Origin of the sequence: Zoogloea oryzae, from assembly GCF_030161255.1 — a bacterium.
GTDB classification, from domain to species: Bacteria; Pseudomonadota; Gammaproteobacteria; order Burkholderiales; family Rhodocyclaceae; genus Zoogloea; species Zoogloea oryzae.
This window is the reverse complement of sequence record NZ_BSPX01000072.1, coordinates 1-26,746: the sequence shown is the minus strand read 5'-3', so window position 1 is coordinate 26,746 and position 26,746 is coordinate 1. Positions and strand designations below refer to the sequence as shown.

At 67.1% G+C, this 26,746-nt stretch carries 30 protein-coding genes; 19 read left to right on the top strand and 11 right to left on the bottom strand.

The genetic code is table 11. From position 1 onward, the window contains the following. Both QQK25_RS18525 and QQK25_RS18520 read right to left on the bottom strand, forming a co-directional pair. A partial coding sequence (locus QQK25_RS18525; protein ID WP_284189273.1) for a toll/interleukin-1 receptor domain-containing protein occupies nucleotides 1-488 on the bottom strand: 488 nt, incomplete at its 3' end. Between the two features lie 21 nt (nucleotides 489-509). Next, a complete protein-coding gene (locus tag QQK25_RS18520; RefSeq protein WP_284189272.1) occupies nucleotides 510-1,421 on the bottom strand; it encodes a TraB/GumN family protein in 912 nt (303 codons plus the stop codon). Nucleotides 1,422-1,468: 47 nt separating this feature from the next. Here QQK25_RS18520 and miaA point away from each other — a divergent pair, with 47 nt between their 5' ends. Next, nucleotides 1,469-2,425: a tRNA (adenosine(37)-N6)-dimethylallyltransferase MiaA gene (miaA, locus tag QQK25_RS18515; protein WP_284189271.1), complete on the top strand. Its 957-nt coding sequence runs from the start codon at nucleotides 1,469-1,471 to the stop codon at nucleotides 2,423-2,425. A 398-nt stretch (nucleotides 2,426-2,823) separates the two neighbouring features. Here miaA and QQK25_RS18510 read toward each other — a convergent pair whose 3' ends face one another. The 5 genes from QQK25_RS18510 to QQK25_RS18490 all read right to left on the bottom strand — a co-directional run bounded on the left by QQK25_RS18510 (nucleotide 2,824) and on the right by QQK25_RS18490 (nucleotide 8,195). Next, a complete protein-coding gene (locus QQK25_RS18510; protein ID WP_284189270.1) occupies nucleotides 2,824-3,519 on the bottom strand; it encodes an EF-hand domain-containing protein in 696 nt (231 codons plus the stop codon). 352 nt (nucleotides 3,520-3,871) lie between these two features. Next, nucleotides 3,872-5,002: an alanine racemase gene (gene alr, locus QQK25_RS18505; RefSeq protein WP_284189269.1), complete on the bottom strand. Its 1,131-nt coding sequence runs from the start codon at nucleotides 5,000-5,002 to the stop codon at nucleotides 3,872-3,874. Between the two features lie 12 nt (nucleotides 5,003-5,014). Beyond that, nucleotides 5,015-6,457, bottom strand: a complete 1,443-nt coding sequence (locus tag QQK25_RS18500; RefSeq protein ID WP_284189268.1) for an amino acid permease — start codon at nucleotides 6,455-6,457, stop codon at nucleotides 5,015-5,017. A gap of 60 nt (nucleotides 6,458-6,517) precedes the next feature. Then, nucleotides 6,518-6,892: a RidA family protein gene (locus tag QQK25_RS18495; protein ID WP_284189267.1), complete on the bottom strand. Its 375-nt coding sequence runs from the start codon at nucleotides 6,890-6,892 to the stop codon at nucleotides 6,518-6,520. 49 nt (nucleotides 6,893-6,941) lie between these two features. Next, nucleotides 6,942-8,195: a D-amino acid dehydrogenase gene (locus QQK25_RS18490; RefSeq protein WP_284189266.1), complete on the bottom strand. Its 1,254-nt coding sequence runs from the start codon at nucleotides 8,193-8,195 to the stop codon at nucleotides 6,942-6,944. 259 nt (nucleotides 8,196-8,454) lie between these two features. Here QQK25_RS18490 and QQK25_RS18485 point away from each other — a divergent pair, with 259 nt between their 5' ends. The 7 genes from QQK25_RS18485 (at nucleotide 8,455) to QQK25_RS18455 (ending at nucleotide 14,072) form a co-directional block, all read left to right on the top strand. Continuing rightward, a complete protein-coding gene (locus QQK25_RS18485; protein WP_284189265.1) occupies nucleotides 8,455-9,975 on the top strand; it encodes a sigma-54-dependent transcriptional regulator in 1,521 nt (506 codons plus the stop codon). A gap of 228 nt (nucleotides 9,976-10,203) precedes the next feature. Then, nucleotides 10,204-10,773: a GNAT family N-acetyltransferase gene (locus tag QQK25_RS18480; RefSeq protein WP_284189264.1), complete on the top strand. Its 570-nt coding sequence runs from the start codon at nucleotides 10,204-10,206 to the stop codon at nucleotides 10,771-10,773. A 43-nt stretch (nucleotides 10,774-10,816) separates the two neighbouring features. Continuing rightward, nucleotides 10,817-11,299, top strand: coding sequence for an OsmC family protein (locus QQK25_RS18475; protein WP_284189263.1), 483 nt, complete (start codon nucleotides 10,817-10,819; stop codon nucleotides 11,297-11,299). An 89-nt stretch (nucleotides 11,300-11,388) separates the two neighbouring features. After that, entirely contained in the window at nucleotides 11,389-11,736 is a 348-nt protein-coding gene (locus QQK25_RS18470) for a hypothetical protein (protein ID WP_284189262.1), read from the top strand. A 37-nt stretch (nucleotides 11,737-11,773) separates the two neighbouring features. Then, complete coding sequence (locus tag QQK25_RS18465) at nucleotides 11,774-12,127, top strand: outer membrane protein assembly factor BamB family protein (protein ID WP_284189261.1); 354 nt, start codon at nucleotides 11,774-11,776, stop codon at nucleotides 12,125-12,127. 135 nt (nucleotides 12,128-12,262) lie between these two features. Continuing rightward, nucleotides 12,263-13,114, top strand: coding sequence for a carboxylating nicotinate-nucleotide diphosphorylase (gene nadC / locus QQK25_RS18460; RefSeq protein ID WP_284189260.1), 852 nt, complete (start codon nucleotides 12,263-12,265; stop codon nucleotides 13,112-13,114). Nucleotides 13,115-13,175: 61 nt separating this feature from the next. Further along, nucleotides 13,176-14,072, top strand: coding sequence for a hypothetical protein (locus QQK25_RS18455; protein ID WP_284189259.1), 897 nt, complete (start codon nucleotides 13,176-13,178; stop codon nucleotides 14,070-14,072). An 18-nt stretch (nucleotides 14,073-14,090) separates the two neighbouring features. On the opposite strand, the gene QQK25_RS18450 is transcribed toward QQK25_RS18455, so the two are convergent. The 3 genes from QQK25_RS18450 to QQK25_RS18440 form a co-directional block, all read right to left on the bottom strand. Next, complete coding sequence (locus QQK25_RS18450; protein ID WP_284189258.1) at nucleotides 14,091-15,008, bottom strand: hypothetical protein; 918 nt, start codon at nucleotides 15,006-15,008, stop codon at nucleotides 14,091-14,093. Between the two features lie 157 nt (nucleotides 15,009-15,165). Further along, nucleotides 15,166-15,369 (bottom strand): SlyX family protein, encoded by a 204-nt coding sequence (locus QQK25_RS18445; RefSeq protein ID WP_284189257.1) that lies wholly within the window; start codon nucleotides 15,367-15,369, stop codon nucleotides 15,166-15,168. An 84-nt stretch (nucleotides 15,370-15,453) separates the two neighbouring features. Beyond that, nucleotides 15,454-16,140 carry a 2-phosphosulfolactate phosphatase gene (locus tag QQK25_RS18440; protein ID WP_284189256.1) on the bottom strand — a complete coding sequence of 229 codons (687 nt, stop codon included), beginning with the start codon at nucleotides 16,138-16,140 and terminating at the stop codon, nucleotides 15,454-15,456. A 433-nt stretch (nucleotides 16,141-16,573) separates the two neighbouring features. Here QQK25_RS18440 and QQK25_RS18435 point away from each other — a divergent pair, with 433 nt between their 5' ends. The 8 genes from QQK25_RS18435 to QQK25_RS18400 all read left to right on the top strand — a co-directional run bounded on the left by QQK25_RS18435 (nucleotide 16,574) and on the right by QQK25_RS18400 (nucleotide 24,030). Next, on the top strand, nucleotides 16,574-17,539 hold the full coding sequence (locus QQK25_RS18435) for a TerC family protein (RefSeq protein ID WP_284189255.1): 966 nt from the start codon (nucleotides 16,574-16,576) through the stop codon (nucleotides 17,537-17,539). 114 nt (nucleotides 17,540-17,653) lie between these two features. Beyond that, the gene (locus QQK25_RS18430; protein ID WP_284189254.1) at nucleotides 17,654-19,591 is read left to right on the top strand and encodes a peptidase U32 family protein; all 1,938 of its coding nucleotides are present in this window, start codon (nucleotides 17,654-17,656) and stop codon (nucleotides 19,589-19,591) included. A 6-nt stretch (nucleotides 19,592-19,597) separates the two neighbouring features. Next, entirely contained in the window at nucleotides 19,598-20,275 is a 678-nt protein-coding gene (locus QQK25_RS18425) for a hypothetical protein (protein ID WP_284189253.1), read from the top strand. Between the two features lie 7 nt (nucleotides 20,276-20,282). Beyond that, on the top strand, nucleotides 20,283-20,540 hold the full coding sequence (locus QQK25_RS18420) for a hypothetical protein (protein ID WP_284189252.1): 258 nt from the start codon (nucleotides 20,283-20,285) through the stop codon (nucleotides 20,538-20,540). Then, nucleotides 20,537-20,923: a thioredoxin family protein gene (locus tag QQK25_RS18415; protein ID WP_284189251.1), complete on the top strand. Its 387-nt coding sequence runs from the start codon at nucleotides 20,537-20,539 to the stop codon at nucleotides 20,921-20,923. Before QQK25_RS18420 ends, QQK25_RS18415 begins: the two co-directional genes overlap by 4 nt. A 39-nt stretch (nucleotides 20,924-20,962) precedes the next feature. After that, complete coding sequence (locus tag QQK25_RS18410; RefSeq protein WP_153163412.1) at nucleotides 20,963-21,373, top strand: HIT family protein; 411 nt, start codon at nucleotides 20,963-20,965, stop codon at nucleotides 21,371-21,373. Between the two features lie 99 nt (nucleotides 21,374-21,472). Then, the gene (locus tag QQK25_RS18405) at nucleotides 21,473-22,993 is read left to right on the top strand and encodes a mechanosensitive ion channel family protein (RefSeq protein WP_284189250.1); all 1,521 of its coding nucleotides are present in this window, start codon (nucleotides 21,473-21,475) and stop codon (nucleotides 22,991-22,993) included. Between the two features lie 20 nt (nucleotides 22,994-23,013). Beyond that, nucleotides 23,014-24,030, top strand: a complete 1,017-nt coding sequence (locus QQK25_RS18400; RefSeq protein WP_284189249.1) for a class I SAM-dependent rRNA methyltransferase — start codon at nucleotides 23,014-23,016, stop codon at nucleotides 24,028-24,030. 80 nt (nucleotides 24,031-24,110) lie between these two features. On the opposite strand, the gene ylqF is transcribed toward QQK25_RS18400, so the two are convergent. Further along, nucleotides 24,111-25,061, bottom strand: a complete 951-nt coding sequence (gene ylqF / locus QQK25_RS18395) for a ribosome biogenesis GTPase YlqF (RefSeq protein ID WP_284189248.1) — start codon at nucleotides 25,059-25,061, stop codon at nucleotides 24,111-24,113. 83 nt (nucleotides 25,062-25,144) lie between these two features. Here ylqF and QQK25_RS18390 point away from each other — a divergent pair, with 83 nt between their 5' ends. From QQK25_RS18390 to QQK25_RS18380, 3 genes are all read left to right on the top strand, one after another. Then, nucleotides 25,145-25,702 (top strand): DUF1415 domain-containing protein, encoded by a 558-nt coding sequence (locus tag QQK25_RS18390; RefSeq protein WP_284189247.1) that lies wholly within the window; start codon nucleotides 25,145-25,147, stop codon nucleotides 25,700-25,702. Then, nucleotides 25,695-26,555: a class I SAM-dependent methyltransferase gene (locus QQK25_RS18385; protein WP_284189246.1), complete on the top strand. Its 861-nt coding sequence runs from the start codon at nucleotides 25,695-25,697 to the stop codon at nucleotides 26,553-26,555. Before QQK25_RS18390 ends, QQK25_RS18385 begins: the two co-directional genes overlap by 8 nt. Beyond that, nucleotides 26,549-26,746: hypothetical protein (locus QQK25_RS18380; RefSeq protein ID WP_284189245.1), on the top strand; the 198-nt coding region annotated here is incomplete at its 3' end. The genes QQK25_RS18385 and QQK25_RS18380, both read left to right, overlap by 7 nt.

Genomic DNA, 26,746 nt, shown 5'->3' with positions numbered 1-26,746 from the left:
AAACCCGCCAGCACCGCCCCCAGCGCCGCCAGCAGCGGCAGCCGCCGGTTGCCAGCCGGTGCCGGCAGCGTGGGCGGCGCCACCGGCGCACGGGGCGTCTCACCCAGCAGTGGCTCCACCGCCTCGCACAGCGACGCAAAGCCCGGATGATCCACTGCCCCGCGCCAGTCGGTCAGATCCGCCGTCTGCTTGCGGCGGAACTCCAGCGGCAGCCTGACCGGCACGATCATCGCCGGCACCAGCACGCCCCGCTCGGCGCCCACGGCAGCTTCGTTCTTCACCCATTCCGAGGCCGCCGAATCCGGCGACCACAGCACCACCACGCATTTCGCCGCCTCCAGCGCCTGCTCGATGGCCGCATCGAAAGCCTGGCCCGGCACGATCCGCCGATCCCACCACACCGACCAGCCCCGCACCTCGAAGGCCGAGGCAAACTGCCCGGCGCGCGCCCGGTCTTCGCTGGCGTAGCTGATGAAGATGTCGGTCATGCCTGCTCCGCGTGAGTGGTGTCAGTCGTTGGCATCGTGCACCTGCCGCAGCGCGTAACCCCGCGCGGCGAGTATTTCCAGCAGTCCACCCTTGCCGCCGATGTGCCCGGCACCCACCGCGATGAAGGGCCGGCGGCCGGGCTTGAGGCCGCGCTCGATGGCCTCGGCCATCTCCACGTTGCGTGCATCGAGCAGCGCCTCGAGTAGCGGCGCGGCGTCGGGCCCGCCGGATTCCTCGCGCAGGATGCGGTCGATCTCGGCCACGTCGCCGGTGCGCCAGGCGCGCAGTATCGAAGCAAAGTATTCGGGCGCGGCATCGTCCTCGATCAGCGAGACGACCTCGGTCAGGTAGGCTACCTGAGCCTTGTCGCCGCCGGCCGAGAGCGCCGCCACCTGTTGCTCGACCCGCTCCAGCGGCCAGAGTTCGATGCCCCGGGCGCGGGCGTCGCGGGCCAGCGAGAGGTCAATCCCCTGCCCTGCCCCGTAGCCGGCCCGCTCCGCCGCCTTCAAGGTGAGGAGCGTGCTCACCATCCACGGCTGCATGCCCTGGAGCACCGCCCGGGGCAGGCCCAGCCGATCCATCGCCAACGCCACGCGGGGCCGCAGCGCGGGCGGCAGGATGTCGTCGAGCCGCTCGCCGGCCGGCAGCCGCGCCGCCTGCATCAGCAGCCGGGTGAGGCCCGGGTCTTCCGGATCGAGCTCCAGCGCCAGGCTGTCGGCGCCCGCAAAGGCCGCGCGCACATCCGCCGGTAGCGGAAAGCACCCCGCGTCGCACACGTGGATCGTGCCGTACAGCCAAGCGCGAAGCGTGCCCTCGCCGTCCCGCAGCTCCCACAGGAACAGCGGCCCCTTCGCCGCCGCCAGCCCCGCCCACAGCAGCAGCGCGCCCGCCAGCAGCGCCCGCCCGATCCGACTCCAGCCCGATGCGTTCAACCGAATTTCTCCACCCGCTACAATGCGCGATTGCCAAGGCCCGAATCATGCCCGAAACCACGCCGCTTCCGCCCGCCATCCTGTTACTCGGCCCCACCGCCAGCGGCAAGACCGCCTGCGCGCTGGCCCTCGCGCGGCGCCTGCCGGTCGAGATCATCAGCGTCGATTCGGCCCTCGTGTATCGCGACATGGACATCGGCACCGCCAAGCCGAGCGCCGACGAGCAGGCCGCCTGCCCGCACCATCTCATCGACATCGTGAGCCCTGAAGAGGCGTACTCCGCCGCCCGCTTCTGCGAGGACGCGCGCCGGCTGATGGGCGAGATCACCGCCCGCGGCAAGGTGCCGCTGCTGGTGGGCGGCACGATGCTGTATTACAAGGCCCTGCGCGAAGGGCTGTCCGAGCTCCCCGAGGCCGACCCGCAACTGCGCAAGGACATCGAAGACACCGCCGCCCGCGACGGCTGGCCGGCGCTGCACGCCCAGCTCGCCGCCCTCGACCCGGACGCCGCCGCCCGCCTCAAGCCCAACGACGCCCAGCGCATCCAGCGCGCGCTCGAGATCGTCCGCCTCACCGGCCGCCCGCTGGCCGACAGCTACGCCAGGCGCGATGAATCCGAAGCGACCCACCGCTTCATCCCTATCGCCCTCGCCCCCAGCGACCGGGCCGTGCTCCACGCCCGCATCGAGCGCCGCTTCGACACCATGCTGCTGGCCGGCTTCGTGGACGAGGTGATCCGCCTGCGCCGCCACTACCAGCTCGACCCCAACCTGCCGTCGATGCGCTGCGTGGGCTACCGGCAGGCGCTGGAATTTCTGGACGGCCAGTGCGACATGCGCACCTTCCGCGACAAGGGCGTCTTCGCCACCCGCCAGCTCGCCAAGCGCCAGATCACCTGGCAACGCAACTTCCGCGAAAACTGGGGCGATCTGACCGAAGTGGATTGCCTCGCGGCGGATATGGAAGCACAGGTGTGGGAGATCGTCGCCCGCGGGCTGGGCTGAATCTCTAGCGCAGGCGCGGTAGGTGAACCGGAGATCGGACTGTGGAACTGTAGGACTGTAGGTCGGACTTCAGTCCGACACGTTGGCTCAGATCAACCCGTGCTGTCGGACTGAAGTCCGACCTACGGCCCTACCTACAATCCAACCAGCAGTCCGACCTGAAGCGGCGCGATGAGGCATCGTGCTGCGCGCCCGGCCCCGACGAGCAACTTCACTTGTATTGCCCGGGCACCAAGATGGATGACAACAACGACGACGAGCCCTGGGAAAAACAGTGGTGCCGCTAGCCGCGCACTCATCCCTGTAGGTCGGACTTCAGTCCGACACGTCGGCTCAGATCTACCCGTGCTGTCGGACTGAAGTCCGACCTACAGCCCTACCTGCAAGAGACATCCGACTCAGGCCGACACGGACAGCGCGCTGCTCGCCGCCGACGTGGTCGAATCACCACCATAGGCGCGCATCAGTTCCATCAGCCGGTGGGCCAGCATGGCGTCGGTCTGGCTCGACGAGCTGGTGCTGCCGGTCTGGGTTGAACTGCCTGAGGTGCTGCTCTGGGTGGATTGTTCGTAGGCCATCGCCTCGGTGGCGCTCACCTTGCCGTCGCCGTTGGTGTCGGCCTTGTCGAAGTTTTCGACCACGCTGGAGATCAGCGACGAGCGCTTGCTGTCGGTGCTGCCGATTTCCTCCAGCTGACTCTGCAGCTCGTCCTTGGTGAAACCCGCGTCGTCCTGACCGCCGCCCGGCGGTGGAGGCGGCGGCATCCCGCCCGCGCCGCCCATGCGGCTGCTGAAGGCCTGGCTGTCCAGCGCCTCGGCGAGCTTCTGCATGCCGGTGGAGAACTCACTCTCCGTCACCTTGCCGTTGCTGTCGCCATCGAGCGCGCTGAACAGCTGGCTGCTGGCGTCGTTCGCCTGGGACGACGACGCGTTGCCGAACACCTGGCTGAACGCCGACTGCAGATCGCTCTGCTCGATGAAGCCCTGGCCCTTCGTGTCCAGCCTGGAGAACAGCTTGCTCGCCATCTGGCTGGGGTCGGGGCGCGTCATCGCCATCGCCGACGCGCTGCTGTAACTGCTGATGCTGCTGACCATGATCCTTCCTTTCCGCTGTGTTGCCGTGGGTTGCCGGAATTGCTCCGGGCGGCCTGCGCCTGCCCCCGGTTCTTAGCAAGATAACGGCCCGCGCCCACCCCCGCTTGGCGGCGGAACAGGTTAAGGGAGGTAAAGTTGGGTTAAGACATTGGCCTGCACGCCGCCCCGCAGGCCTTACCCCGCGCGGGAAACGTCGCCCCGGGCAAAAGCTGCCGGCGGATATTCGCTGCCGATTGCCGGAACGGCAGGGGTCGGGTGCGGCGGGTGGCGTGAAATCCGGTGGGCATCACGGAAAACGGCAGAAAGTTCCGGCCCGGGGCGGCGCCGCTAAGCCACCCCGGGCCGCAAGGCATCAATCCGGCTGGATGCGGCCGCCTTCGATGTAGTTGCGCGCGTAGCGCCGCCCCAGGCTGGTGAGGATCTCGTAGCCGATGGTGCCGGCCCGTTCGGCGATGGCGTCGACGCCGTTGATGGGGTCGGCCAGATCGACGAAGGCGCCCTCGACGATGCGCCCCTCGGGCACGTCGGTGACATCCACGATGATCGTGTCCATGGAGATGTTGCCCACCAGCGGCAGCGGCGTGCCTTCGTAGCTGGCCAGGCCGCGATTGCTCAGGCTGCGCAGGTAGCCGTCCGCATAACCCACCGCCACGGTGGCGAGCCGAGACGGGCGGCTGGCCGTCCAGGTGTGGCCGTAGCCCACCGCCGTGCCGGCGTCGATGCGCCGGGTCTGCAGCACCTTGCCCTGCAGGCGGATCACCGGCCGCATGGGGTTGGCCTGCCCCGCCACCGGGGCGACGCCGTACAGCGCGGCGCCCGGGCGGACCAGCCCGAAGTGGTACTCGCCGCCCAGGAAGACCCCGGACGAGTTGGCGAGGCTGCCGCGCATCCCCGGCAGCTGCGCCAGCGCCGCCTGGAAGCGCGCCAGCTGTCGGCGATTGATCGGGTCGTCCTGCGCTTCGGCGCTCACCAGATGGCTCATCACGAACTGCAGGGCCAGCCCGTCGAGCAGGGCCGGATGCGCGATCAGGCTGGCGAACTCGTCCTCACCCAGCCCGAGCCGGGCCATGCCCGTATCCACCTGCAGCACGGCCGGGAGCACGCCGTCCTCCCACTGGGCGAGGGTCTGCCAGGCCTTCACCTGGGCCAGGCTGTTGAGCACGGGCACCAGCCGGCTGCGGACAAACTCCCGCTCCGAGCCGGGGTGCGGGCCGTGCAGCACGTAGATCATCGCGGCCTGGTCAGGCAGCACCGCACGCAGGCGGATGCCTTCGGTCAGGTGGGCCACGAAGAAGCTGCGGCAGCCGGCGCGATACAAAGCCGGGGCCACGCGGTCGGCGCCAAGGCCGTAGGCGTCGGCCTTGACGACGGCGGCGCATTCGGCGCCCTCGGCCTGGCGCCGGAGCAGGCGCCAGTTGTCGCACAGGGCATTGAGATCAATGGTCAGCACGGCGCCGGCCTTGGTCACATTCGAGTCGATCATGCTTGAGGTCTTTCAGGATTCGGATTCGGGCTGGAGCCGGACGGGCACCGCTTTGGGGGCAGCAGCACCGTTGTCGTTGGCGCAGAGGCGATAGCCGATGCCCAGCAGGGCGAACCACACCGGCGCCACGTAGAGCGCCACGCGGGTGCTGGGGTCGAGGGCCAGGAGCCCGCACACCGCCACCATGAAGGCCACCACGACCCAGTTCATGTAGGGCGCGCCGGGCATCCGGAAGGACACCGCCTTGACGGTGCCGGCCGCCACGGCCCGGCGATAGCCGAGGTGGGCGAGGACGATGATCGTCCAGGTCCACAAGGCGCCGATGAGCGAGATGCTGGTCACCCACACGAAGACCTGCTCGGGCACCAGATAGTTGAGCACCACGCCGATGCTCATCACCAGGGTCGAGAGGGTGATGGCGTTGGCCGGCAGATGGTGGCGATTCACCCGGCCGAGGGCCTTCGGCGCCTGACGGAACTGGGCCAGGGTGTAGAGCATGCGGCCGGTGCTGAAGATGCCGCTGTTGCACGACGAGGCCGCCGCGGTGATGACCACGAAGTTGATGAGGCCGGCGGCACCGGGGATGCCGATGCGTTCAAACACGAACACGAAGGGGCTGACGCCGGGCCGCAGTTCGCTCCAGGGCACCAGCGCCATCATGATGACCAGCGCGCCCACGTAGAAGGCGAGGATCCGCCAGATGATGCTGTTGGTGGCGCTGGGCAGCACCCGCTCGGGGTTCTGGGCCTCGCCGGCCGTCACGCCGATCAGCTCGACGCCCTGGTAGGCGAACATCACGATCTGCAGGGTCATCACCACGCCGAGGATGCCGAAGGGCATGAAACCGCCGTGGCTCCACAGGTTGGAGAAGCTGGCCGTCTTGCCCAGCGGGGTGATGTCGAAGCAGATGATCGCCAGACCGACGAGGATCATCCCGACGATGGTGACCACCTTGATCAACGCGAACCAGAACTCCAGCTCGCCGAACAGCGCCACCGAGATCCGGTTGGCCGAATACAGCACGGCAAGCGTGACGAGCGCCGGTATCCACTGGGGCACGTCCGGAAACCAGTAATTGACATACACCGCCACCGCGGTGATCTCGGCCATGCCGATCGTCACCCAGGTGAACCAGTACGACCAGCCGGTGGCAAAGCCCGCGAAGGGGCCGATGAACTCCTCGGCGTAGGACGCGAACGAGCCGGCCACCGGGCGGTACAGCAGCAGCTCGCCGAGCGCCCGCATGATGAAGAAGATGATCAGCCCGCCCACCGCGTAACTCAGCAGCAGCCCGGGCCCGGCCACCGAGATCGCGCGGCCGGCCCCCAGGAACAGGCCCACGCCGATCGCGCCCCCGAGGGCAATCATCTGAATGTGCCGGTCCTTGAGGCCACGATGGAGATCACGCGCCTCGTGGGCACTTTCCTCAGCCAGCATTGCTTTTACATCTGTCATGACAAGATCCTTTCATCACGGCCCGTGCAAGATGCGGGCCGTCAAAGATGGGAAAAGCAATCAGGCCAGTCGGGCCACCACTTCGATTTCAACCTTCACGTCCCGCGGCAACCGCGCGACCTCGACGGTGGACCGGGCCGGCGTGTGCGCGCCGAAGCGGCGGGCATACACACTGTTGAGGCGGGCGAAATCCTCCAGGTCCTTCACGAAGACCGTGGCTTTGACGACCTGGGCGAGGGACGCCCCGGCCGCGGCCAGCACCGCCTCGAGGTTGTCGAAGACCTGATCGGTCTGCGCCTCGATGTCGGGGCCGGCCAGCTGGCCGTCGGCGGTGAGGGGAATCTGGCCGGAGCTGTAAAGCCAGCCGTCGATGAACACAGCCTGGGCGTAAGGGCCGATGGCTTTGGGCGCGGCGCTGGTGTCGATTATTTTCATGGGGTGTCTCCTTTGGTATGGGTTGGGTGGATGGATGGGAATGCCGGGCTCAGGCGTAGCGGGCGACGCTGAGGTCGGCAACGGGGATCTCGGGCTGGCGTCCGCTCACCATGTCGGCCACGACGCGGCCGGTGCCGGCGGCCATCGTCCAGCCCAGGGTGCCGTGGCCGGTGCTGAGGGTGAGGTTTGAAAAGCGGCTCGGGCCGATGATCGGGGTGCCGTCGGGCGTCATCGGACGCAGGCCCGTCCAGAATTCGGCGCGGGAGACGTCACCCCCGTGTGGGAAGAGATCGGACACCACGAACTCCAGCGTCTCGCGACGCCTGCCGTCCAGGCTCAGGTCGAAACCCGACAGCTGCGCCGTGCCGCCCACGCGGATGCGGTCGCCCAGGCGGGTCACCGCCACCTTGTGGGTCTCGTCCATCACGGTGGATTCGGGCGCCATCGCTGCATCGGCAACGGGCACGGTGATCGAGTAACCCTTGACCGGATAGACCGGGATGTCGATGCCCACCTGCCCGAGCAGCTTGGTGGAATAGCTGCCGAGGGCCAGCACGTAGTGGTCGGCGGTGAGCACGCCGGCATCGGTGCGGATGCCGGTGACGCGGGCGCCGTCCTGCTCGATACCGTGGATCGCGGTGCCGAACCGGAAGCGCGCGCCCAGCCCTTCGGCCATGCGGGCCAGCCGGCAGGTGAACAGGTGGCAGTCGCCGGTCTCGTCGCCGGGCAGGCGCAGGGCGCCGACGAACTTGTGCTTCACCGCCGCCAGGGCCGGCTCGTAGGCCAGGTAGCCGTTCTGGTCGAGGAGCTGGAAGGGGACGCCGGATTCCCGCAGGATGTCCACGTCCTTGCCGATGCCGTCCAGCTGCTTCTCGGTGCGGAACAGCTGCAGCGTGCCCTGGGTGCGCTCGTCGTAGGTGATGCCGGTTTCGGCGCGCAACTCCTTCAGGCAGTCGCGGCTGTATTCGGCGACGCGCACCATGCGCGCCTTGTTGGTGTGATACGCGGTCGTGGTGCAGTTCTTCAGCATCGCCACGCACCAGCGCCACATGGACGGGTCCAGCAGCGGCTTGATGACCAGCGGGCTGTGGTGCATCAGCATCCACTTGATGGCCTTGACCGGCACCCCCGGGCCCGCCCACGGGGCGGAATAGCCCGGCGACACCTCGCCGGCGTTGGCGAAACTGGTCTCCTGGGCCGGGCCGGGCTGACGGTCCACCACCGTGACTTCGTGGCCGGCCTTGGCCAGGTAGTAGGCGGCGGTGGTGCCGATGACGCCACTGCCGAGGACGAGGACGCGCATGGGGATTCTCCTTTTCAATTCGGGTTGTTCATCTGTCTGCGAGACCCATAGCCAGTCTCGTGCCAGATTGAAAATCCTTTTAAAAACAGCACTCTGGAAATTCAACCCATCCATCCCGGCTGCGCACCGTATCGATTTCGTTACAGCCCACCCCAAACAACGCGCCGGCCGGCACGCGCTTTTCCTTTTGTTTCAATGAATTGAGAAAGTCGTACACTTTTCAATACACTGTAAAGAAATCGATACAAAGGCTTCACCCATGCGCATTGACGTGTTCTTCTCCGACCGGGTCGGGATCGCCCAGGAAGTGCTCGCCGAGCTGGCCCGGCGGAGCTTCAACGTCACCGCGGTCGAGGTGGACCCGCCCCACATCTTCATCGAGGCCCCGGAGCTGGACGAGCGCAGCTTCAATGCGCTGCGCGAGCACCTGTTCCTGCTGAGAGGCGTGCTCAGCGTCGAGCCCGTGGGCATGCTGCCCGGCGCCCAGCGGCGGCTCTACCTGGACGCCCTGCTCGCCTCCCAGCCCGACCCGGTGTTCGCCATCGACGAAGCCGGGCGGGTGGTGATCGCCAACGGCGCGGCCAGCGCCGCCTGCCGGCTGGCCGAAGGCAGCCTGATCGGCACCTCGATCCAGGGCCTGATCGGCAAGCCCGACCTCCTGCGCGATCTGGCAGCGGCCGACTACCACCTGCCGGCGTGCGAAGTGGTGATCAGCGGCGAACCCTTCCTGCTCGAGACCATGCCGCTCCACGAAACCGGCGGGCGCGTGGCCGGCGCGGTGCTCACCCTGCACGCCCCCAGCCGCATGGGCGAGCGCATGAGCGCGCTGCAGAACTACGACGCCGGCGGCTTCGACGCCATCCTCGGCACCTCGCCGGAGATCGAACAGCTCAAGCAGCGGGCGGCGCGCATGGCGATGGTCGATGCGCCGCTGCTCATCACCGGCGAGACCGGCACCGGCAAGGAGCTCCTCGCCCACGCCTGCCACGCCAGCAGCAGCCGCCGCAGCCAGCCCTTCTTCGCCCTCAACTGCGCGGCGCTGCCCGAGAACCTCGCCGAGAGCGAGCTCTTCGGCTACTCCGCCGGCGCCTTCACCGGCGGCCTGCGCGGCGGCAAGCCGGGGCTGCTGGAGCTCGCCGACGGCGGCACGGTGTTTCTGGATGAAATCGGCGAGATGTCGCCCTACCTGCAGGCCAAGCTGCTGCGCTTCCTGAACGACGGCAGCTTCCGGCGGGTCGGCGGCGAGCGCGAGGTACGCATGAACGTGCGCATCATCAGCGCCACCCACCGCTCGCTGGAAGCCATGGCCAGCTCCGGCCATTTTCGCGAGGATCTGCTGTTCCGCCTCAACGTGCTCAACCTGCAGGTGCCGCCGCTGCGGGAGCGGCCCGGCGACATCCTGCCCCTCGCCCACGCCTTCCTCGCCCGCGCCTGCGCCCAGGCGGCCAGGCCGCCCATGCGCCTGTCCCAGAGCGCCTGCGCGGCGATGCTCGACAACCCATGGGCCGGCAACGTGCGGCAGCTCCAGAACGTGATCTTCCGCACCGTCACCATGACCGAGCGCAGCATCATCCAGGCCGAAGACCTGGAACTCGCCCAGGTCACCACCCCCGCCCAGTCCGGCGAGGTGCTCACCCTCGAACAGGCCGTCGCCGATTTCGAGAAGGAACTGCTGCAGCGGCTCTACAAGGAATTCCCCTCCAGCCGCCGCCTCGCAAAGCGCCTCGGCACCTCCCACTCCGCCATCGCCAACCGGCTACGGCGCTACGGGATCGATTGAGCCAACCTGCGCCCGCAAGCCCGGCTGCAGAAACGTGCCGCGCGCAACCGGGAAAAATGACGAAGGGCTTGCCATCCGGGCGGGCTGACGATAAATTCCGCCGGCATTCAGTTTGTTGTCCACGGTGGCGCCGACCCGGGACTGAGGCCAATGGCGTCACCCGGGCGTCAGCGCCATGCGAACGACAACAGACTCGACATCCGCCCTCACCCACCCGCCCCATTGCCAATGCCGGACCTCATCGAATTCGAAACCGAGCGCCTTGTCCTGCGCCAGTGGAGGCCAGCCGACCGCGAGCCCTTTTCCGCGCTCAATGCCGATTCACGAGTCATGGCGTTCTTCCCTTCTCGGCTCACCCGCGCCGAGAGCGACGCGATCGCCGATCGTTGCGAAACGTTGATCCGGGAACGTGGCTGGGGTTTCTGGGCTGCAGAACTGAAAACCTCGCGCGAATTCATCGGGTTCGTCGGCCTGCACACGCCCTCAGCCGAGCTCCCGTTCTCGCCATGCGTGGAAATCGGCTGGCGGCTTGCCTTTGCACATTGGGGCAAAGGCCTGGCCTCCGAGGCCGCACGCGGCGCGCTCAAAGTCGGCTTCACGTCCCTCGATCTCGACGAGATCGTGTCCTTCACGGCCGTCGGAAACGCCAGATCTCGCGCAGTCATGGAGAGGCTCGGCATGCACGCGTCCGGCACCTTTGTGCACCCTCAACTGCCTGAAGGCAGTGCCCTGCGCGCCCATTGCCTGTATCGCCTGCCCCGCGCCCGCTACGGCGCATTTCAACCCTTGCCCACCTGAGCGCCCTTTCCCAGTCGGCTGAATCGCGCACCTGGAAATCATCATGGCCACCTACACCGCAGAGATCATCTGGTCGCGAGGCGACCAGAAGTTCATCGACAACAAGTACAGCCGACGCCACACCCTCAGGTTCGATGGGGGCATCGAGGTCCAGGGGTCGTCGTCACCGCACGTCGTCCCTGTGCCGTACTCGGCCACCGACGCGGTTGACCCGGAAGAGTGTTTCGTCGCCGCGCTGTCCAGCTGCCACATGCTCTGGTTTCTCTCTCTCGCGGCCCATCAGGGCTTCGTCGTCGATCGATACCACGACAGCGCCGAAGGGAAGATGGACAAGAACGCCCAAGGAAAACTGTTCGTTTCGCAAGTCACCCTTCGTCCGGACGTCAGGTTCTCGGGCAAGACCATTCCGTCGGCCGGCGAAATCGAAGCGCTTCATCACCGGGCACACGAAGCGTGCTTCATTGCCAACTCGGTCAGGACCGAGGTCCGCTGCGTGCCCGTACTGGATGATCGCCAACGCCCCTGAGGGCGCAATCCTTTCCTTTGCCTTGCCTTCTCCGGCGGGTGGGTTCGCGACCTTCCTGCTTTTGACCAACTCCAGATGGATGAATAACGATGAAAGCACTGATTTCAGGCCTGATCGCCGCCTGCCTCGCAGGCTGTGCGTCATATGGCCAGCCCCCCAAGGCGGCCCATGAGATGTGGAAGCCCACCCCGACGGCCAAGACTGACGTCAATACGGCACTCAAACAATGCGACTTCGTCGATCGCCTCAGCGCCGGCCCGCAGAAGATCCAGGAGCAGGCGATGTGCATGCGCGGAATGGGTTTCAGCCCCGATTTCTCCAGCTATCAAGCCAGCAATTGCTATGGGGACGCACCGGCTGCCTGCATCGTCTATTGGCCGCAAGGGCTGACCAAACCTCAGGTGGTGAAGCCGCAAACTACCGCACCAGACAACTGAGCCTCCTCGAAACGGACCGGACGTTGCCCCATTTCTCATGAAGCAACACCCCATCACCCCGTCCGAGATCCTCATCGTCGGCACCCGAGGCCACTTACTCGCCTTCGAGAAATCGACGGGAAAGCCGGTCTGGAAATATCAGTTCGAGAAAGCCTTTTGGGCAACCGGCCCCGGATTCGTCAGCACGCTTGTTGATGGCGACAAGCTGTTTGCCGGTTGCTACGGCGAGATCTATTGCTTCGATCTGATCAAAGGGGTACTCCTCTGGCGGGACAATCTGAAAGGCAAGGGTTTTGGCGTCGTGTCCTTTGCTGTTCTAGGCGCGTCCACCAACCCGATGCCCCTTGCCGATGTGGATCACGAGCAGCACAACGACGAGCTGCCCAGCTAGCAGTGCGCCAGTCAGGCTAGACATCCAGCACTGCGGGGCAGTCAGCGGGCGCACACGTCCCCGGCCGCCACTCGCTGCCGTCCGCCCCGCCCCCGGATGTTAGAATCCCCCCTCAGCACGACTAAGGTGACCCCGATGGAATTTACTGAACAGCTTCGCGTTGAAGTCCAGCGCTCCGTGGCGGCCTCTCTGGCCGAAGACATCGGCACCGGCGACCTCACCGCCCGACTCATTCCTGCCACCCGCATGGCCCGCGGCCGTGTGATCACCCGCGAGGATGCCGTGCTGTGCGGCACCGCGTGGTTCGACGCCGCCTTCACCGCCCTCGAGCCCGACGCCTCTGTGATCTGGCATGTGCGTGACGGCGAGCGCATCAAGCCCGGCCAGCTGCTGTGCGAGATCGACGCCTCTGCCCGCGCCCTGCTCACCGCCGAGCGCACTGCCCTCAATTTCGTCCAGCTGCTCTCGGGCACGGCAACGCTGACCTCCACCTTCGTGCAGGCGGTGGCCGGCACCAAGGCCAAGATCGTCGACACCCGCAAGACCCTCCCCGGCCTGCGCCTCGCGCAGAAGTACGCGGTCAAGGTGGGCGGCGGCACCAACCACCGGATCGGCCTCTACGACGGCATCCTGATCAAGGAAAACCACATCATCGCCGCCGGCAGCATCAAGGCGGTGATCGAGCAGGCCCGCTCGTTTGCCCCGTCCAACGTGTTCATCGAGGTGGAAGTGGAGAACCTGGTTCAGCTCGAGGAAGCCCTCGCCGCTGGCGCCAAGATGATCCTCCTCGACAACATGCAGCTGGCCGAAATGCGCCAGGCCGTCGAGATCAATGCCGGCCGCGCCGAGCTTGAGGCCTCCGGCGGTGTCAATCTGGAGCGTGTGCGCGCCATCGCCGAGACCGGCGTAGATCGCATCTCCATTGGCAGCCTGACCAAGGACGTCCGCGCCATCGACCTGTCGCTGCGCCACGTCGAAGAAGAATAATCCGCCCCAACTCCGGGCCCGGCGATCAGCGTCCGGGCCTTTTTCTTTTTTTCCGCCGATCATGAACATCGAATTCGACGGCCCGGTTTCGAGTGCCAACGCCACCCTCATCCGTCAGGTCATCGAGGCGCTGATCCAGCGCATCGTGGCCCGCGACGGGGATCTCGATCTCTCAGCCCTGGATCGCATCGTGGTGGCCGACGACCTGGCCACCGCCGAGGCGCGCTTTGGCGTGACGCCCGCCGCCGGCGAGCACCTGTCGCGCATCGTCGATAGCAGCCCAGGTTTCACGCTGCTGGTTAATGGCGTCAAGCTGTGGTCGATCCTCGAGGGCGATAGCGCCGAGATCGCCCGCCTGATCCACCACCTGCACAAGGAATGCTGGCGCCTGCACGACGCGGCCCGCCCGGCCACAGCAGCAGAAGCCGGCACCCCGCTGGCCCGCGCGCTGGCGCCCATCGTGGCGGTGATGTGGCAGGAATACCGCATCAACCGGCGCACCGCGTGGTCGCTGCCGGCGGATTCCGACCTGCTGCTCAACCACCTCGCCGCGCTCCTCGAAGCGCTGCCCGGCGGCATGCAGGAAGAGATCACCCTGTATTTTGCGGACCAGGATCTGGACGGCCTGTTTGCCAAGAGCACCGGCCGCATCGCCCACCTGATGCAGGCCGTGGCCCACGTGCAGGGCTATCTGGACGGAATGGAGCAGCCCCTCAAGGCGGTAAGCGCCGAGATGGCCGAGCGGGTGAGCAAGTCCTTCCTGTCGCCGATCTGGATGACCACCGCCCAGCATCTGGCCGCCGGCCACGCCATCGAGCCGGGCGAGCTGGCCGACGTGCCGCTGCGCCGCGACGTGCACGCCGCCTTCGCCACCTTCGGCCTGATGATCCGCGAGAGCGAGGACGGCGACGTGTGGGTGGATGTCGAGCCGCTCACGCCGCCCGACACCCTGCACTAAAACCTTCGCCGGCCCGCCTCAGCGCGGGTTTCGCCTGGCCCAGTCGATCTGCTCGCGCTTGCCCCAGGCGAGCATATAGCTCTTGGGCATGTACTTGCCTTCTTCGTAGAGCTTGCGGCGGCTGGGCGAGGTGGAGGTGGCGTTGTCGATGTGATCGCCGCCGGTGCTCACGTACAGCACGTGGGCGCCGCCGTCCTGGGGAATCTTGCGCAGGTAAGCAAGCCGCGGGCTGATGTCGTCGAGCACCGGATCGTAGAACCAGCTGGCGCCGAACATGCCCAGCAACTGCGGCATCTTCTCGTAGAGCTCCGCACAGCAGCGGTAGCACTCGTTCCAGCCTTCCTCGTTGAAATCGTCCAGGTCCGACAGGTGGGTGTGGATCTGCACGTAGGGCTTGAAGCCGCCCATCTGCATGATCGCCTGGCCCTTCTTCACGCTGGCCAGCGCACCCTCGGTGAACAGGATCGAGCGCGGGATGCCGCAGCGGATGTCCAGCAGCTGCGCCGCAGCGGCGAACAGGCGCAGGGTGATGAGGCCGAAATCCTTGTGGAAGAGATCGCCCTTGATGTTCATCCAGTCGGCGTTGGCGGCGGTGGCACCGGCGATGCGGCCCATGTGCTTGACGTGGTAATGCACGATGCGCGGCGGCAGCGCGTCGAGCCGGCCGGATTCGAGCAGGTCGGCCGCGCCCTGAGCGAGGGCCGCGCGGAGGAAGGTCTTCGCGCCGTCGGCACCGTGGGCGGCCTCGACCTTGCTCACCGCCTCGGCGGCCGCGTCGGGCACGGTGACGTAATGGACCATGTCGCCCACCTTGCCGTAGTCGGCAATGAAGCGGGCGACCGATACGCCATCGGGCAGCGTACCAAGGCTCGCGAGCGCCTCGTGGGCGTGTTCCCGGGCCTGGGCGACGAAGCGCGTCAAGTCGGCATTGGGCATGGAACTCCTCCTGATTTCTTGTTGGTTGGCGGCAACCGGCAGCGCAACCGCACGGATCGCCCGATCGTCGTTATAGCCGGTCGGCCAGCCATGCGGCGTGGAAAAATGTCATGGGCGTTCAAAACGCCACGCTCCGCGCCACAAAGCCGGGCTGCGATCAATAGTGCGGCGGGATCTCGTCGCGCAGGTCGTGGCTCTCGGCCGACGCGCTGGCCGACTGCATCTGCTGGTAAAGCTGACGTATCTGGCGCTGCAGGGCGTCGATCTGCTCCTGCTGGCGATGCACCGTCAGGTTGAGGGTGTCCACCAGATCTTCGGTGAGGGCGAGCTTGATCTCGATTTCGGTGAGTCTGGATTCCATGGCGTGCACCGATGAAGTTTGCGAAAGGGCGGATTGTTCCAGCCCGCGGCGCGGGCGCCAAGGGCGGCGTAGCCAGACGGTGGCTCAGCGGATCAGCATCCGCTCGCCTTCCCGCACCACCGGCATCGCAAAATCGAAGCGATCCACCTGGGCAGCAAGTTCCAGGTCGGCCAGCGGCAGGTTGGGCCAGGTGCCGGCCACGAAGCGCCGGCCAAAATCCGACTCGCGCACCCGCCGCGCAAAATCCGCCGGCACCACCGGCTCGCCGCGCAGCAGGGCCTCGATGAAATCGGCGCAGGCCACGTCCTCGTCGCCGTCCCGATCCACCCATTCGCCGGTGATCACGAAGCACACCTCCTCGGCCCCGGACCGGCGGATCGCCTCGGCGGTGGCGCGGGCACACACCAGACTCGCCGCGTAGAGCTGCCGCGCCTGCCGGAAGCGCTGCAGCCCGCGCACCCCCGCGGCGGTGCTCATCACCACCGGGCGCCCGGCCAGATCGGCGGTGAGCAGCGCCGCCGGCGAGTTGCCGTATTCGAAACCCGGCGCCGGATCACCCCCTTCGATCGCCCCCACCGACACGGCCCGGTCGAGCTGCCCCGCCAGCACGATGCCGGCCGACACGCCCTCCACCGGATAGATCGCGGTCGCGCCCCGGTGGAGCGCCACCGCGGCGGTGGTGAAGGAGCGCAGCACGTCGATGACGACCACCGTGTCGTGGGCGTCCGGCAGGTTTTGCAGGCGATTGAGATAGACACGCAAGAATTTCATGGCGGCGGCAGGGAATTGGGCGAGGCGATCGGGTTGGGTCATTCGGCAGAAAAGCCCGTCAACGCTTGCGCTTCGGGCTTTTCGACCTTAACCGCCCCCGCTCGCCGGCGCAAGCGGTCTGGCGTGGGCGGATCACATCGGCCCTTGACCTGCGCAGGGCTCACCGGCTAATCTTGAGGCGTCCCAAGGGGGAGTAGCTCTTCCGCCGCGGCGTCGTCACCACGAAAGGTTGCAGGTTTGCCTTTCCGGCGCCCCGGGTTGTCGTCACCAGACGGCAGCGAGCAAGACCTTTGCCGCGATGGCGAAGGCATCCCCGTGAGAGTCACCTCTCAGGATTCAACGGCCCTTCGTCCTCGCTGGACAAAGGGCCGTTCCGTTTTCTGCCCCAGGCGGTGCGTAACGGCGGATGCAATCCGGACTTGGAGACAGTTTCATGGAATCAATCGGTACGTGGTGGATGTGGGCGGGCTTCTTCGGCCTCGTCCTGGTGATGCTGGCCATCGACCTGCTAGCGGTAGGCGGCGGGCGACAGCATCGGGTTTCGTTCAAGGAGGCGGCCACCTGGTCGGGCATCTGGGTCGGCGTCACGCTGGCCTTCGCTGCGGCGTTGTGGGCCTGGCTGGATTCCACGGTGGGCCGCGATGTCGCCAACACCAAGGCGCTGGAATTCCTCACCGGCTATCTCATCGAGAAATCCCTGGCCGTCGATAACGTGTTCGTGTGGCTGATGCTGTTCAGCTTCTTCGCGATCCCGCTGGAGCTGCAGAAGCGCGTGCTCACCTTCGGCGTGCTGGGCGCGATCGTGCTGCGCACGATCATGATCTTTGCCGGCGCGTGGCTCATCACCCAGTTCCACTGGCTGCTCTACGTGTTCGGCGCCTTCCTGCTGATCACCGGCGTCAAGATGTGGTGGTTCGCCGAGGCCCAGCCGGATCTCGCCAACAACCCGCTGATCCGCTGGATCCGCAACCACGTGAAGGTGACCGACCGGCTCCACGGCGAGAACTTCTTCATCACCCGCAAGGAAGCCGGCAAGGCCGTGCGCTACGTGACGCCGCTGTTCCTGGTGCTGGTGATGGTCGAACTCTCCGACGTGATCTTCGCGGTCGATTCGATCCCGGCGATCTTCGCGATCACCACTGATCCGTTCATCGTGCTCACCTCCAACCTGTTCGCGATCCTCGGCCTGCGGGCGATGTACTTCCTGATGGCCGGCATGGCCGACCGCTTCTCGCTGCTCAAGTATGGCCTGGCGCTGGTGCTGGTCTTCATCGGCGCCAAGATGCTGCTGGTGGATGTGGTGAAGATCCCGGTGGCGATCTCGCTGGCGGTGGTGGCGTTGCTGATCGGTGGCGCGGTGGTGTTGTCGCTGCGGCGCGAGAAGCGCAGCAAGGGCTGACCGAGGGCTGATTACCTCGACGCTGCCCCGGTGGCGGGCGATAATGGCGGGTTGAAAAAAGCTGCCATTTGAGCGGCCCACGCCCGCCACCGGGCACCCCAGGAGTAGCAAGTCATGACCCAATCCCGCAAGCAGCTCGAACTCCTCGCGCCCGCCAAGAACGCCGACATCGGCATCGAGGCGGTCAATCACGGCGCCGACGCCATCTACATCGGCGGCCCGGCCTTTGGCGCGCGCGCCAACGCCGAGAACACCGTCGCCGACATCGAGCGCCTCGCCCGCCACGCCCACCGCTTTGGGGCGCGGGTGTTCGTCACCTGCAACACCATCCTCCACGACGAGGAGGTGGCCAGCGCCGAGCGCCTGATCCGCCAGGTGCATGAGGCCGGCGCCGACGCGCTGATCGTGCAGGACATGGGCCTGCTGGAGCTCGACCTGCCGCCGATCCAGCTCCACGCCAGCACGCAAACGGATATCCGCCATCCCGAGAAAGCCCGCTTCCTGCAGGACGTGGGTTTCTCGCAGATCGTGCTGGCGCGGGAGATGACCCTCACCGAGATCCGCAAAGTGGCCGCTGCCACCGACTGCGCACTGGAGTTCTTCATCCATGGCGCCCTGTGCGTGGCCTTCTCGGGTCAGTGCTACATCAGCCACGCCCACACCGGCCGCAGCGCCAACCGGGGCGAATGCTCCCAGGCCTGCCGCCTGCCCTACGATCTCGCCGACAAGGATGGCAACCTCGTCGCCAGCAACCAGCACCTGCTGTCGATGAAGGACAACAACCAGTCCGCCAACCTGCGCGCGCTGGCCGAGGCGGGGATTTCCAGCTTCAAGATCGAAGGCCGGTATAAAGACATGGCCTACGTCAAGAACATCACCGCCCACTACCGCCTGCTGCTCGACGAGATCATGGCGGATTCGCCGGAGTACAGCCGCACGTCCGCCGGGCGCAGCACCTTCCTGTTCCAGCCGCTGGCCGACAAGACCTTCAACCGCGGCGCCACCGATTACTTCGTCAATGGCCGCACCGCCGACATCGGCGCCTTCGATTCGCCCAAGTTCGTGGGCGAGCCGGTGGGCAGCGTGATCCGCCTGGACGGCAAGCAGCGCCGCCACTTCGACACCACCAGCGCGGTCGAGCTCCACAACGGCGACGGCCTCACCTTCTACGATCGCAAGGGCGAACTCGTCGGCCTGCGCGTGAACCGCGCCGAGAAGATCGGCGAGGATTTCCGCGTCCACACCGCCGACGCGATCCCGGCCGAACTCTTCCCCGGCACCGGCATCTTCCGCAACCGCGACCATGAGTTCGAGAAGATGCTCGAGAAGAAATCCGCCGAGCGCCGCATCGACGTGGATGTGGTCTTCGCCGAGACGCCCGACGGCTTCGCGCTCACCCTCACCGACGAGACCGGCATCCGCGTCACCGCCAACCTGCCCCACGCCAAGGAGCCCGCCAAGGACGCCGACCGGGCGATCACCGGCCTGCGCGAAAGCCTGGGCAAGCTCGGCACCACCATCTTCAGCGCGCGCAGCACCGATCTGCAGCTCAGTCAGGCCTGGTTCCTGCCCGCCGGCGCCATCAACGCCCTGCGCCGCGACGCCGCCGAAAAGCTCGAAGCCGCGCGCGTCGCCGCCCTGGCGCCGCTGCCCCGCCGCGCTGCCGTCGAGCCGCCGGTGCAATACCCCGAAACCGAGCTCTCCTACCTCGCCAACGTGCTCAACCAGAAGGCGCGGGATTTCTACCACCGCCACGGCGTGCAGCTCATCGAGGCCGCCTACGAGGCCAACGAGCACCTGGACGACGCCTCGCTGATGATCACCAAGCACTGCCTGCGCTACAGCTTCAACCTGTGCCCGAAGGAAGTGAAGGGCATCAAGCCCGACCCGATGACCCTCATCAACGGCAAGGAGAAGCTCACCCTGCGCTTCGACTGCAAGCGCTGCGAGATGCACGTGGTCGGGCGCATCCGCAAGTCGGTGCTCGACATGCCGGCGGTGCCCGTACAGTTCCACGCCAAGGTGCCCGACGGCTTCCACGCCCCCCACTGAGACCCCATGAAACTCGCCATCTCCCTCATCCTGCTGGCCCTCGCAGCGATCGTCGGCCCCGCCGTGTGGACCTTCACCCACCACTCGGGTAGCGCCGTGCCCAGCCGCGGCCTGCCCTGGCAGATCGAAACCCTGTCCAGCGGCGAATCCCGGGTCTTCGACCTCACCCTCGGGCGCAGCACGCTGGCCGATGCCCGCACCCACTTCGGCCCCGAGATGCAGCTGGCGATCGTCGCCGAGCCCAACGAGGCTGGCAACGTGGAGGGCTACTACGAGAGCGTCACCGCCGGCTTCGTGGCGGGCAAGTTGATCGTCACCGCCGATCTGCCCGCCGCCACCATCGACACCATGCGCGAGCGCGCCCCCAAGACGGAATACATGCAGAGCACCACCCGCAAGGCGACCCTCGCCGAGGCCGACATGGCCGCCGCGCTGGCCGCGCCGATCCGCGGGCTCGCCTTCATCCCGTCGGCCCAGCTCGACGAGGCGGTGATCCTCGAACGCTTCGGCCAGCCCGCCGAACGCATCCGCGTGAACGACCACGTGGAGCACCTGCTCTACCCCACCCGCGGGCTCGACGTGGTGCTCGACAGCAAGGGCCGCGAGCTGCTCCAGTACGTCGCCCCGGCCCGTTTCGACGCCCTGCGCGCACCGCTCAAGGCGGTCGAGGGCCCCAAGCCCTGATCCGTCCGTGGCCAGCCAGCACATCGACCGCCGCCGCTGCCTGTCGTGCAACCGCTGGGGCGGCGAACGCCGGCCCGGTGCGGAGCCCGACACCGTCGACTACGACGAGGACAACGACCGCGGCCTGTGCCAGGACGGCCCGTGGCACAACACCTCCCGCCGCGGCCCGCGCAACGCCTGCGGCCAGTGGATAAAATGGGTCGCGCTGGAAACCCCGGCCGCCCCCGATCAAGCCGACACCCCCGAGCCACCCGCCGCGCCATGACCCAATCGCCGGAACTCCTCGTCGCCTGCCTGTGCGCCGCTTGGTGTGGCACCTGCCGCGACTACCGCGACGGCTTCCACGCCCTCGCCGAGCGCTTCCCCGATGCCCGCTTCCTGTGGCTCGACGTGGAAGACGAAGCCGACCTGCTGGACGACTACGACGTGGAGAACTTCCCCACCGTGCTCATCCAGCGCCGCGACACCGTGCTGTTCTTCGGCACCATGCTGCCCCACCACGACCTGCTCCAGCGCACCGTCGAGAGCTTCCGGTCCCTCTCGCCGGACGAAAGCCACCGCTACGCCAACGCCGACCCCGAACGCCGCAGCTGGCAGACCGAGCGCAACCTCGCCCGGGCCCTTGCCGAACGGGAAGCCGGGGCGTAGGGTCGGGTAAAGATAACAACGACAACGGAGACAACACCCATGGACGACTGCATCTTCTGCCGCATCGTGAGAGGCGAACTGCCCGCCTCGAAGATCCACGAAGACGAGCACACGATGTCCTTCATGAACATCATGGCGGCCCACCCGGGCCACGCCCTGGTGATCGTCAAGCCCCACCGCAAGGACATCTTCGAGCTGGACGACACCCTCTCCGCCGCCGTCTTCCAGGCCACGGCCAAGGTCGCCAAGGCGGTCAAGGCCGTCACTGGCTGCGACGGCGTCACCCTCTTCCAGGCCAACGAAGTGGCCGGCGGCCAGACCGTCTTCCACTTCCACATCCACGTCCTGCCGCGCTTCAACGACGACCACCTGCTGCCCTTCTGGCCCGCCGTCGCACCCAACCGCGCCGATCTCGACGCCATGGCCGCCCGCCTCAGCGCGGCCCTCTGACGCCCGCCTGACCGCCACGTTTCGCGCCGGCCCCTACATGCGGGCCGGCGCGATCCGTAAACCTGCTCATCTGTCCGCCGGAACCGCCTCGCCACGTCGATGCCCTTCGCCTATCTCAGCCCCGAAGCCCCCTTCGCCATCCTGCTGATGCTCGTGGTCGGGGTGCTGATCTTCAAGCCCCTTCAAGCCTGGCGCCGCTCGCTGGTGAACACCGGCGTGTTCTTCCTCACCTGCCTGCTGGGCGATCTGGCGGCCGGCCTGCTCGAAGGCCACCTGCCCCAGGGCATGGTCCACTGGCTGCGCGAGATGGCGGTGTTCGGCGAAGGCCTGGCGGTGATCCGCTACCTGGGCCTCGCCTTCTTCAACGTGGTGATGCCGCGCATGCGCGTGCAGGTGGCCGGCATCCTCGCCGACATCCTGGTCATCATCACCTACGTGCTGTGGGGCTTCCTGCGCCTCTCGATGGGTGGCGTCGAGTTCAGCCACCTGTTCGCCACCTCGGCGGTGCTCACCGCGGTGGTCGCCATCTCCATGCAGGACACCCTCGGCAACCTGCTGGGCGGCCTCGCGCTGCAGATGGACAACTCCCTCGAGATCGGCGACTGGATCGAGATCAACGACATCTCCGGCAAGGTCACCGACATCCAGTGGCGCTACACCGCCATCCTCACCCGCGACGGCGAGCGGGTGGTCATTCCCAACAGCCACCTGATGAAGAACCGCTACTCGGTGATCTGCAACAAGCGCCAGGGGGTGCCGCTGCAGCGCCGGATCGTCGGCTTCAACGTCGATCTGTCGGTGGCGCCGGCGCGGGTGACCGCGGCCGTGCTCCATGACATCGAGACCGCCCGCATCACCAACGTCAGCCTTGAGCCCGCGCCCCTGTGCCTGCTGATGGATTTCGGCCCCGGTTTCGCCCGTTACCAGCTGCGCTACTGGCTGCTCGACCCGGGCCCCGACGAGGCCACCGATTCCGAAGTGCGCCGCCACGTCCTGGCTGCGCTCCAGCGCGAGGGCATCCGCCTCGCCGTGGCCGACCAGACCATCCACCTGGTCGAGGAGAACAAGGCCCACCGGGAGGAGGTCCGCGCCCGCGAGCTCGAACGCCGCGTCCGCGCCATCTCGGGCATCGACCTGTTTGCCCGCTTCTCCGACGAAGAAAAACTCGAGCTCGCCCACCGCCTGATCGCCGCGCCCTTTGCCAAGGGCGACACCCTGTTCCGCCAGGGCGCCATCGCCCACTGGCTGTACATCATCGCCAGCGGCGAAGCCGAAGCCTGGTGGCAACCGCCGGACGGCGGCCCCCAGCGCCTGATCGACACCCGCGGCCCCGGCAGCGTGTTCGGCGAGCTCGGCCTGATGACCGGCGCCCCGCGCCGCTCCACCGTCATCGCCATCTCCGACATCGAGGCCTACCGCCTCGACAAGGCCGGTTTCGAGCACATCATCCGCGCCCGCCCCGAGCTCGCCGAAGGCATCTCCACCATCCTCAACCGGCGCCTGTCCCGCTTCGACGACCTCGAAAAAGGCTACGCCAAGGACAAGCCCGGCGCAGAATTGCCGCCGTCGTCCGAAGTCGCCGTCCTGCGCAAGAAAATCCGAGAATTCTTCGGCCTCTGAACCCCACCTGCCGCAACCTGATGCCCGCCAACCTCACCGCAGCCCTCGCCCGCGCCCTCGACGCCCGGCGCGACCTCCTCGCCCGCCTGGCCTCGGATCACACCGACGCCTTCCGGCTCTTCCACGGCACCGCCGAAGGCCACCCCGGCCTCACCGTCGACCGCTACGGCAGCATCATCCTCGTCCAGAGCTTCCACGATCCGCTCTCGCCCGCCGCGCTCGAAGCCCTCGAAGCCTTCTACGCCGCGGCCTTCCCCGGCCTCGACCTGTTCTACAACGACCGCAGCCACGCCAACTCGCGCATCGCCAACCCGCTGCCACCCGAGCGCCAGCAGCAGGCCGAAACCCGCCGGGAGTTCTCCGAGCTGGGCGTCAAATATTGGGTGCAGGCCCGCCACGCCGGCCAGGACCCGTGGCTATTCCTCGACCTGCGCGCCGCGCGCCGCCGGGTGATGGCGGAGGCCGTCGGCAAGTCGGTGCTCAACGTCTTCGCCTACACCTGCGGCGTGGGCGTGGCCGCCGCCAAGGCCGGCGCCAGCCATGTGGTGAATGTGGATTTCGCCGAATCCAGCCTCGCCGTGGGCAAGGACAACGCCCGCCTCAACGACCTGCCGATCCGCGTGCGCTTCGTGAAGAGCGACGCCTTCGCCGCCCTGCGCCAGCTCGCCGGCATCGGCCAGCCCAAGATGGTGCGCGGCAAGCGCCTGCCGCCCTTCCCCGAGCTCGCGCCCCACCAGTTCGACGTGGTCTTCCTCGACCCGCCCCGCTACGCCAAGAGCGCCTTCGGCGTGGTCGATCTCATCAACGACTACCCGGCCCTCTTCAAACCGGCACTGCTGTGCACCAAGCCGGGCGGCACGCTGATCTGCTGCAACAACGTGGCGCAGGTGGACCGCGACGCCTGGGCCGAGCAGCTCACCCGCAGCGCCGCCAAGGCCGGCCGGCCGATCCGCGAGATGGAGTGGATCACCCCGGAAGAAGACTTCCCCAGCCTCGACGGCAAGCCGCCGCTGAAGATCCTGCTGATGCGGGTGTAAATCTCCCCGCTGCATTCAAAACAAAAACGGCAACAATCAGGCTTTGATTGTTGCCGTTTTTGCGTCAAATGCGGTTCTGGTTACTTACCCGCGTCGGCCTCCGGCTCATCCGGCGCGTTGGCATCGACTTCGCCGGCCGCCTTGGCCGCCGCCTTCGCAGCCATCGCCTCGGCGTGGGCTTCCAGCATCAGCTTGCGGGTTTCCGGTGACTCCAGGCTCACCCGGCCGATGGCGCCGTCGCGGTAATCCTGCAGCAGGATCAGCGAGGCCTTCTCGATGTCCAGCCCGCCGCCCTTGAGCAGGCAGCCGCGGCGGCGGGCGATGGCTTCCACCAGCCCCGGGCCGTCCAGCCCGGCAACCGCGATCTTGTAGCGCGCAGCAACCAGCGCCGGGTAGCGGGCCAGCAGCACGTCGCCCAGGAAGTTGGCCACTGCCTCGTCGATCACCGCGTTGCGGCCGATGGCGTGGCTCGCCGCCAGCATGTAGCCGTCCGAGTCGAACTCGATCTTCGGCCACATCATCCCCGGCGTGTCGATCAGCGACGCGGTGGGCGACAGATCCAGCGCCTGCTGGCTCTTGGTGACGGCCGGCTCGTCGCCCACCTTGGCCACCTTCTTCTTGAGCAGGGCGTTCATCAGCGTGGATTTGCCCACGTTGGGGATGCCCATGATCATCATCCGCAGCGGCTTCAGGCGGTCGTTGCGGTGCGGCGCCAGGGGCCGGCACAGGCCCACCACCTTGGCCACGTCACCGGGCTTCTTGCACGACAGTGCCACCGCCGTCACGCCCTTCTGGGCGTTGTAGTACGCCAGCCAGCGGGCGGTGACGTCCGGATCGGCCAGATCGGCCTTGTTCAGGATCTTCAGGCAGGGCCGCTGACGATGGACGCGCAGCTCGCGGATCATCGGGTTGCTGCTCGCCTCGGGCAGGCGCGCGTCGAGCACCTCGATCACCACGTCGATGCGTTCCATGCTCTCCGCCGCCTTCTTGCGGGCGGAAGTCATGTGTCCGGGAAACCACTGGATAGCCATGGGCGTGCGTTGAATCAATGAAAACCCGCCATTATCAGGGCAAAATGGCGACCCTCGAAGGAAACTCTGCCCGAAAGCTCCCCATGGACCACGAACAAGTCATTGCTGAAACCCGCGACTGGATCGAAAAGGCCGTCATCGGCCTCAACCTGTGCCCGTTTGCCAAGTCGGTCTACGTGAAGAACCAGGTGCGGATCGTGGTGAGCAGCGCCCGCCACATCGACGCTTTCCTCGAAGATCTCGACCGCGAGCTCGACCACCTGGCCGAGGTCGATCCCGAAGTCACCGACACCACGCTCCTGATCCACCCCACGCTGTTCCCCGACTTCCTCGACTTCAACGACGTGCACCAGATCGCCGACGAAGCCGTGACCGAGCACGAGCTCGAAGGCGTCATCCAGATCGCCAGCTTCCACCCCCAGTTTCAGTTCGAGGGCACCGAGCCCGACGACATCACCAACTACACCAACCGCGCGCCCTACCCCACGCTGCACCTGATCCGCGAAGCCAGCCTCGACAAGGCCGTCGAAGCCTTCCCCGACGCCGAGATGATCTACGAGCGCAACATGGAAACCCTCAGCAAGATGGGCATCGCCGGCTGGATGGCGCTGGGCATGGCCCACACCAAGCGCAATGGCTAAGCGCAACCCCGCCGCCCCGGTCGCGCCTGCGCCCGCGCGCCACCCGGAGATCCGCAAGGGCCAGTCGATCGAGCTGCTCAAGGAGCTCCACATCCTCACCCGCGACGGCCAGCTCAACCAGGACAGCCGGCGCAAGCTCAAGCAGGTCTATCACCTCTACCAGTTCATCGAGCCGCTGCTCGACGAGGTGATCGCCGGCGGCGGCGAACTCACCCTCGCCGACCACGGCGCCGGCAAGTCGTACCTCGGCTTCATCCTCTACGACCTGTTCCTGAAGGCCCGCGACGCCGGCACCGTGTACGGCATCGAAACCCGCCGCGAGCTGGTCGAGCGCTCCCGCACGCTCGCCGAAAAACTGGATTTTCCGCGGATGCAGTTTCTCGATCTGTCGGTCGAGGAATCCACCCGCTCCAATCTGCTGCCCGAGCGCATCGACGTGGTGACCGCGCTCCACGCCTGCAACACCGCTACCGACGACGCAATCCAGTTCGCCCTCGCCAAAGAGGCGAAGTTCGTGGTGCTGGTGCCGTGCTGCCAGGCCGAGGTCGCCAGCGTGCTGCGCAAGAACAAGAACGCCAGCTTCGGCAAGACGCCGCTGTCCGAAATCTGGCGCCACCCGATCCACACCCGCGAATTCGGCAGCCAGCTCACCAACGTGCTGCGCTGCCTGCAGCTCGAAGCCCACGGCTACCAGCTCACGGTGACCGAACTCGTCGGCTGGGAGCACTCCATGAAGAACGAGCTGATCATCGCCAAGCGCACCGGCCAGCCCCGCAAGAACGCCATGGAACGCCTCGAGGCGATCCTCGACGAGCTCAACCTGGGCGAACTTCGGAGCCGCTTCGCGTGCTGAGCGTCACCCTCGCCGCGGCCGTAGCGGTGGCGCTGGCGCTGGCCCCGCGCCTGCCCCGCGTACGCCAGCGTTACGACGACACCGCGCTGACGCCCATCGATGGCGCCGCCGACCGCCGCGACAACCCGGCCCTCACGCGCCAGCTCGCCGACTGGGCTGCCCAGGGCGCCGGCAACGGCGCGACGCTGCTG

Excerpts from the sequence above, each read along its gene's own strand:
- QQK25_RS18455 (WP_284189259.1), top strand. The coding sequence starts at position 13,176 with ATGAACATCGAATTCGACGGCCCGGTTTCGAGTGCCAACGCCACCCTC.
- alr (WP_284189269.1), bottom strand. The coding sequence starts at position 5,002 with ATGATCGACTCGAATGTGACCAAGGCCGGCGCCGTGCTGACCATTGAT.
- QQK25_RS18400 (WP_284189249.1), top strand. The coding sequence starts at position 23,014 with ATGCCCGCCAACCTCACCGCAGCCCTCGCCCGCGCCCTCGACGCCCGG.
- QQK25_RS18465 (WP_284189261.1), top strand. The coding sequence starts at position 11,774 with ATGAAGCAACACCCCATCACCCCGTCCGAGATCCTCATCGTCGGCACC.
- ylqF (WP_284189248.1), bottom strand. The coding sequence starts at position 25,061 with ATGGCTATCCAGTGGTTTCCCGGACACATGACTTCCGCCCGCAAGAAG.
- QQK25_RS18470 (WP_284189262.1), top strand. The coding sequence starts at position 11,389 with ATGAAAGCACTGATTTCAGGCCTGATCGCCGCCTGCCTCGCAGGCTGT.
- QQK25_RS18405 (WP_284189250.1), top strand. The coding sequence starts at position 21,473 with ATGCCCTTCGCCTATCTCAGCCCCGAAGCCCCCTTCGCCATCCTGCTG.
- miaA (WP_284189271.1), top strand. The coding sequence starts at position 1,469 with ATGCCCGAAACCACGCCGCTTCCGCCCGCCATCCTGTTACTCGGCCCC.
- QQK25_RS18415 (WP_284189251.1), top strand. The coding sequence starts at position 20,537 with ATGACCCAATCGCCGGAACTCCTCGTCGCCTGCCTGTGCGCCGCTTGG.
- QQK25_RS18445 (WP_284189257.1), bottom strand. The coding sequence starts at position 15,369 with ATGGAATCCAGACTCACCGAAATCGAGATCAAGCTCGCCCTCACCGAA.
- QQK25_RS18485 (WP_284189265.1), top strand. The coding sequence starts at position 8,455 with ATGCGCATTGACGTGTTCTTCTCCGACCGGGTCGGGATCGCCCAGGAA.
- nadC (WP_284189260.1), top strand. The coding sequence starts at position 12,263 with ATGGAATTTACTGAACAGCTTCGCGTTGAAGTCCAGCGCTCCGTGGCG.
- QQK25_RS18435 (WP_284189255.1), top strand. The coding sequence starts at position 16,574 with ATGGAATCAATCGGTACGTGGTGGATGTGGGCGGGCTTCTTCGGCCTC.
- QQK25_RS18425 (WP_284189253.1), top strand. The coding sequence starts at position 19,598 with ATGAAACTCGCCATCTCCCTCATCCTGCTGGCCCTCGCAGCGATCGTC.
- QQK25_RS18430 (WP_284189254.1), top strand. The coding sequence starts at position 17,654 with ATGACCCAATCCCGCAAGCAGCTCGAACTCCTCGCGCCCGCCAAGAAC.
- QQK25_RS18495 (WP_284189267.1), bottom strand. The coding sequence starts at position 6,892 with ATGAAAATAATCGACACCAGCGCCGCGCCCAAAGCCATCGGCCCTTAC.
- QQK25_RS18500 (WP_284189268.1), bottom strand. The coding sequence starts at position 6,457 with ATGACAGATGTAAAAGCAATGCTGGCTGAGGAAAGTGCCCACGAGGCG.
- QQK25_RS18410 (WP_153163412.1), top strand. The coding sequence starts at position 20,963 with ATGGACGACTGCATCTTCTGCCGCATCGTGAGAGGCGAACTGCCCGCC.
- QQK25_RS18450 (WP_284189258.1), bottom strand. The coding sequence starts at position 15,008 with ATGCCCAATGCCGACTTGACGCGCTTCGTCGCCCAGGCCCGGGAACAC.
- QQK25_RS18390 (WP_284189247.1), top strand. The coding sequence starts at position 25,145 with ATGGACCACGAACAAGTCATTGCTGAAACCCGCGACTGGATCGAAAAG.
- QQK25_RS18480 (WP_284189264.1), top strand. The coding sequence starts at position 10,204 with ATGCCGGACCTCATCGAATTCGAAACCGAGCGCCTTGTCCTGCGCCAG.
- QQK25_RS18490 (WP_284189266.1), bottom strand. The coding sequence starts at position 8,195 with ATGCGCGTCCTCGTCCTCGGCAGTGGCGTCATCGGCACCACCGCCGCC.
- QQK25_RS18440 (WP_284189256.1), bottom strand. The coding sequence starts at position 16,140 with ATGAAATTCTTGCGTGTCTATCTCAATCGCCTGCAAAACCTGCCGGAC.
- QQK25_RS18385 (WP_284189246.1), top strand. The coding sequence starts at position 25,695 with ATGGCTAAGCGCAACCCCGCCGCCCCGGTCGCGCCTGCGCCCGCGCGC.
- QQK25_RS18510 (WP_284189270.1), bottom strand. The coding sequence starts at position 3,519 with ATGGTCAGCAGCATCAGCAGTTACAGCAGCGCGTCGGCGATGGCGATG.
- QQK25_RS18475 (WP_284189263.1), top strand. The coding sequence starts at position 10,817 with ATGGCCACCTACACCGCAGAGATCATCTGGTCGCGAGGCGACCAGAAG.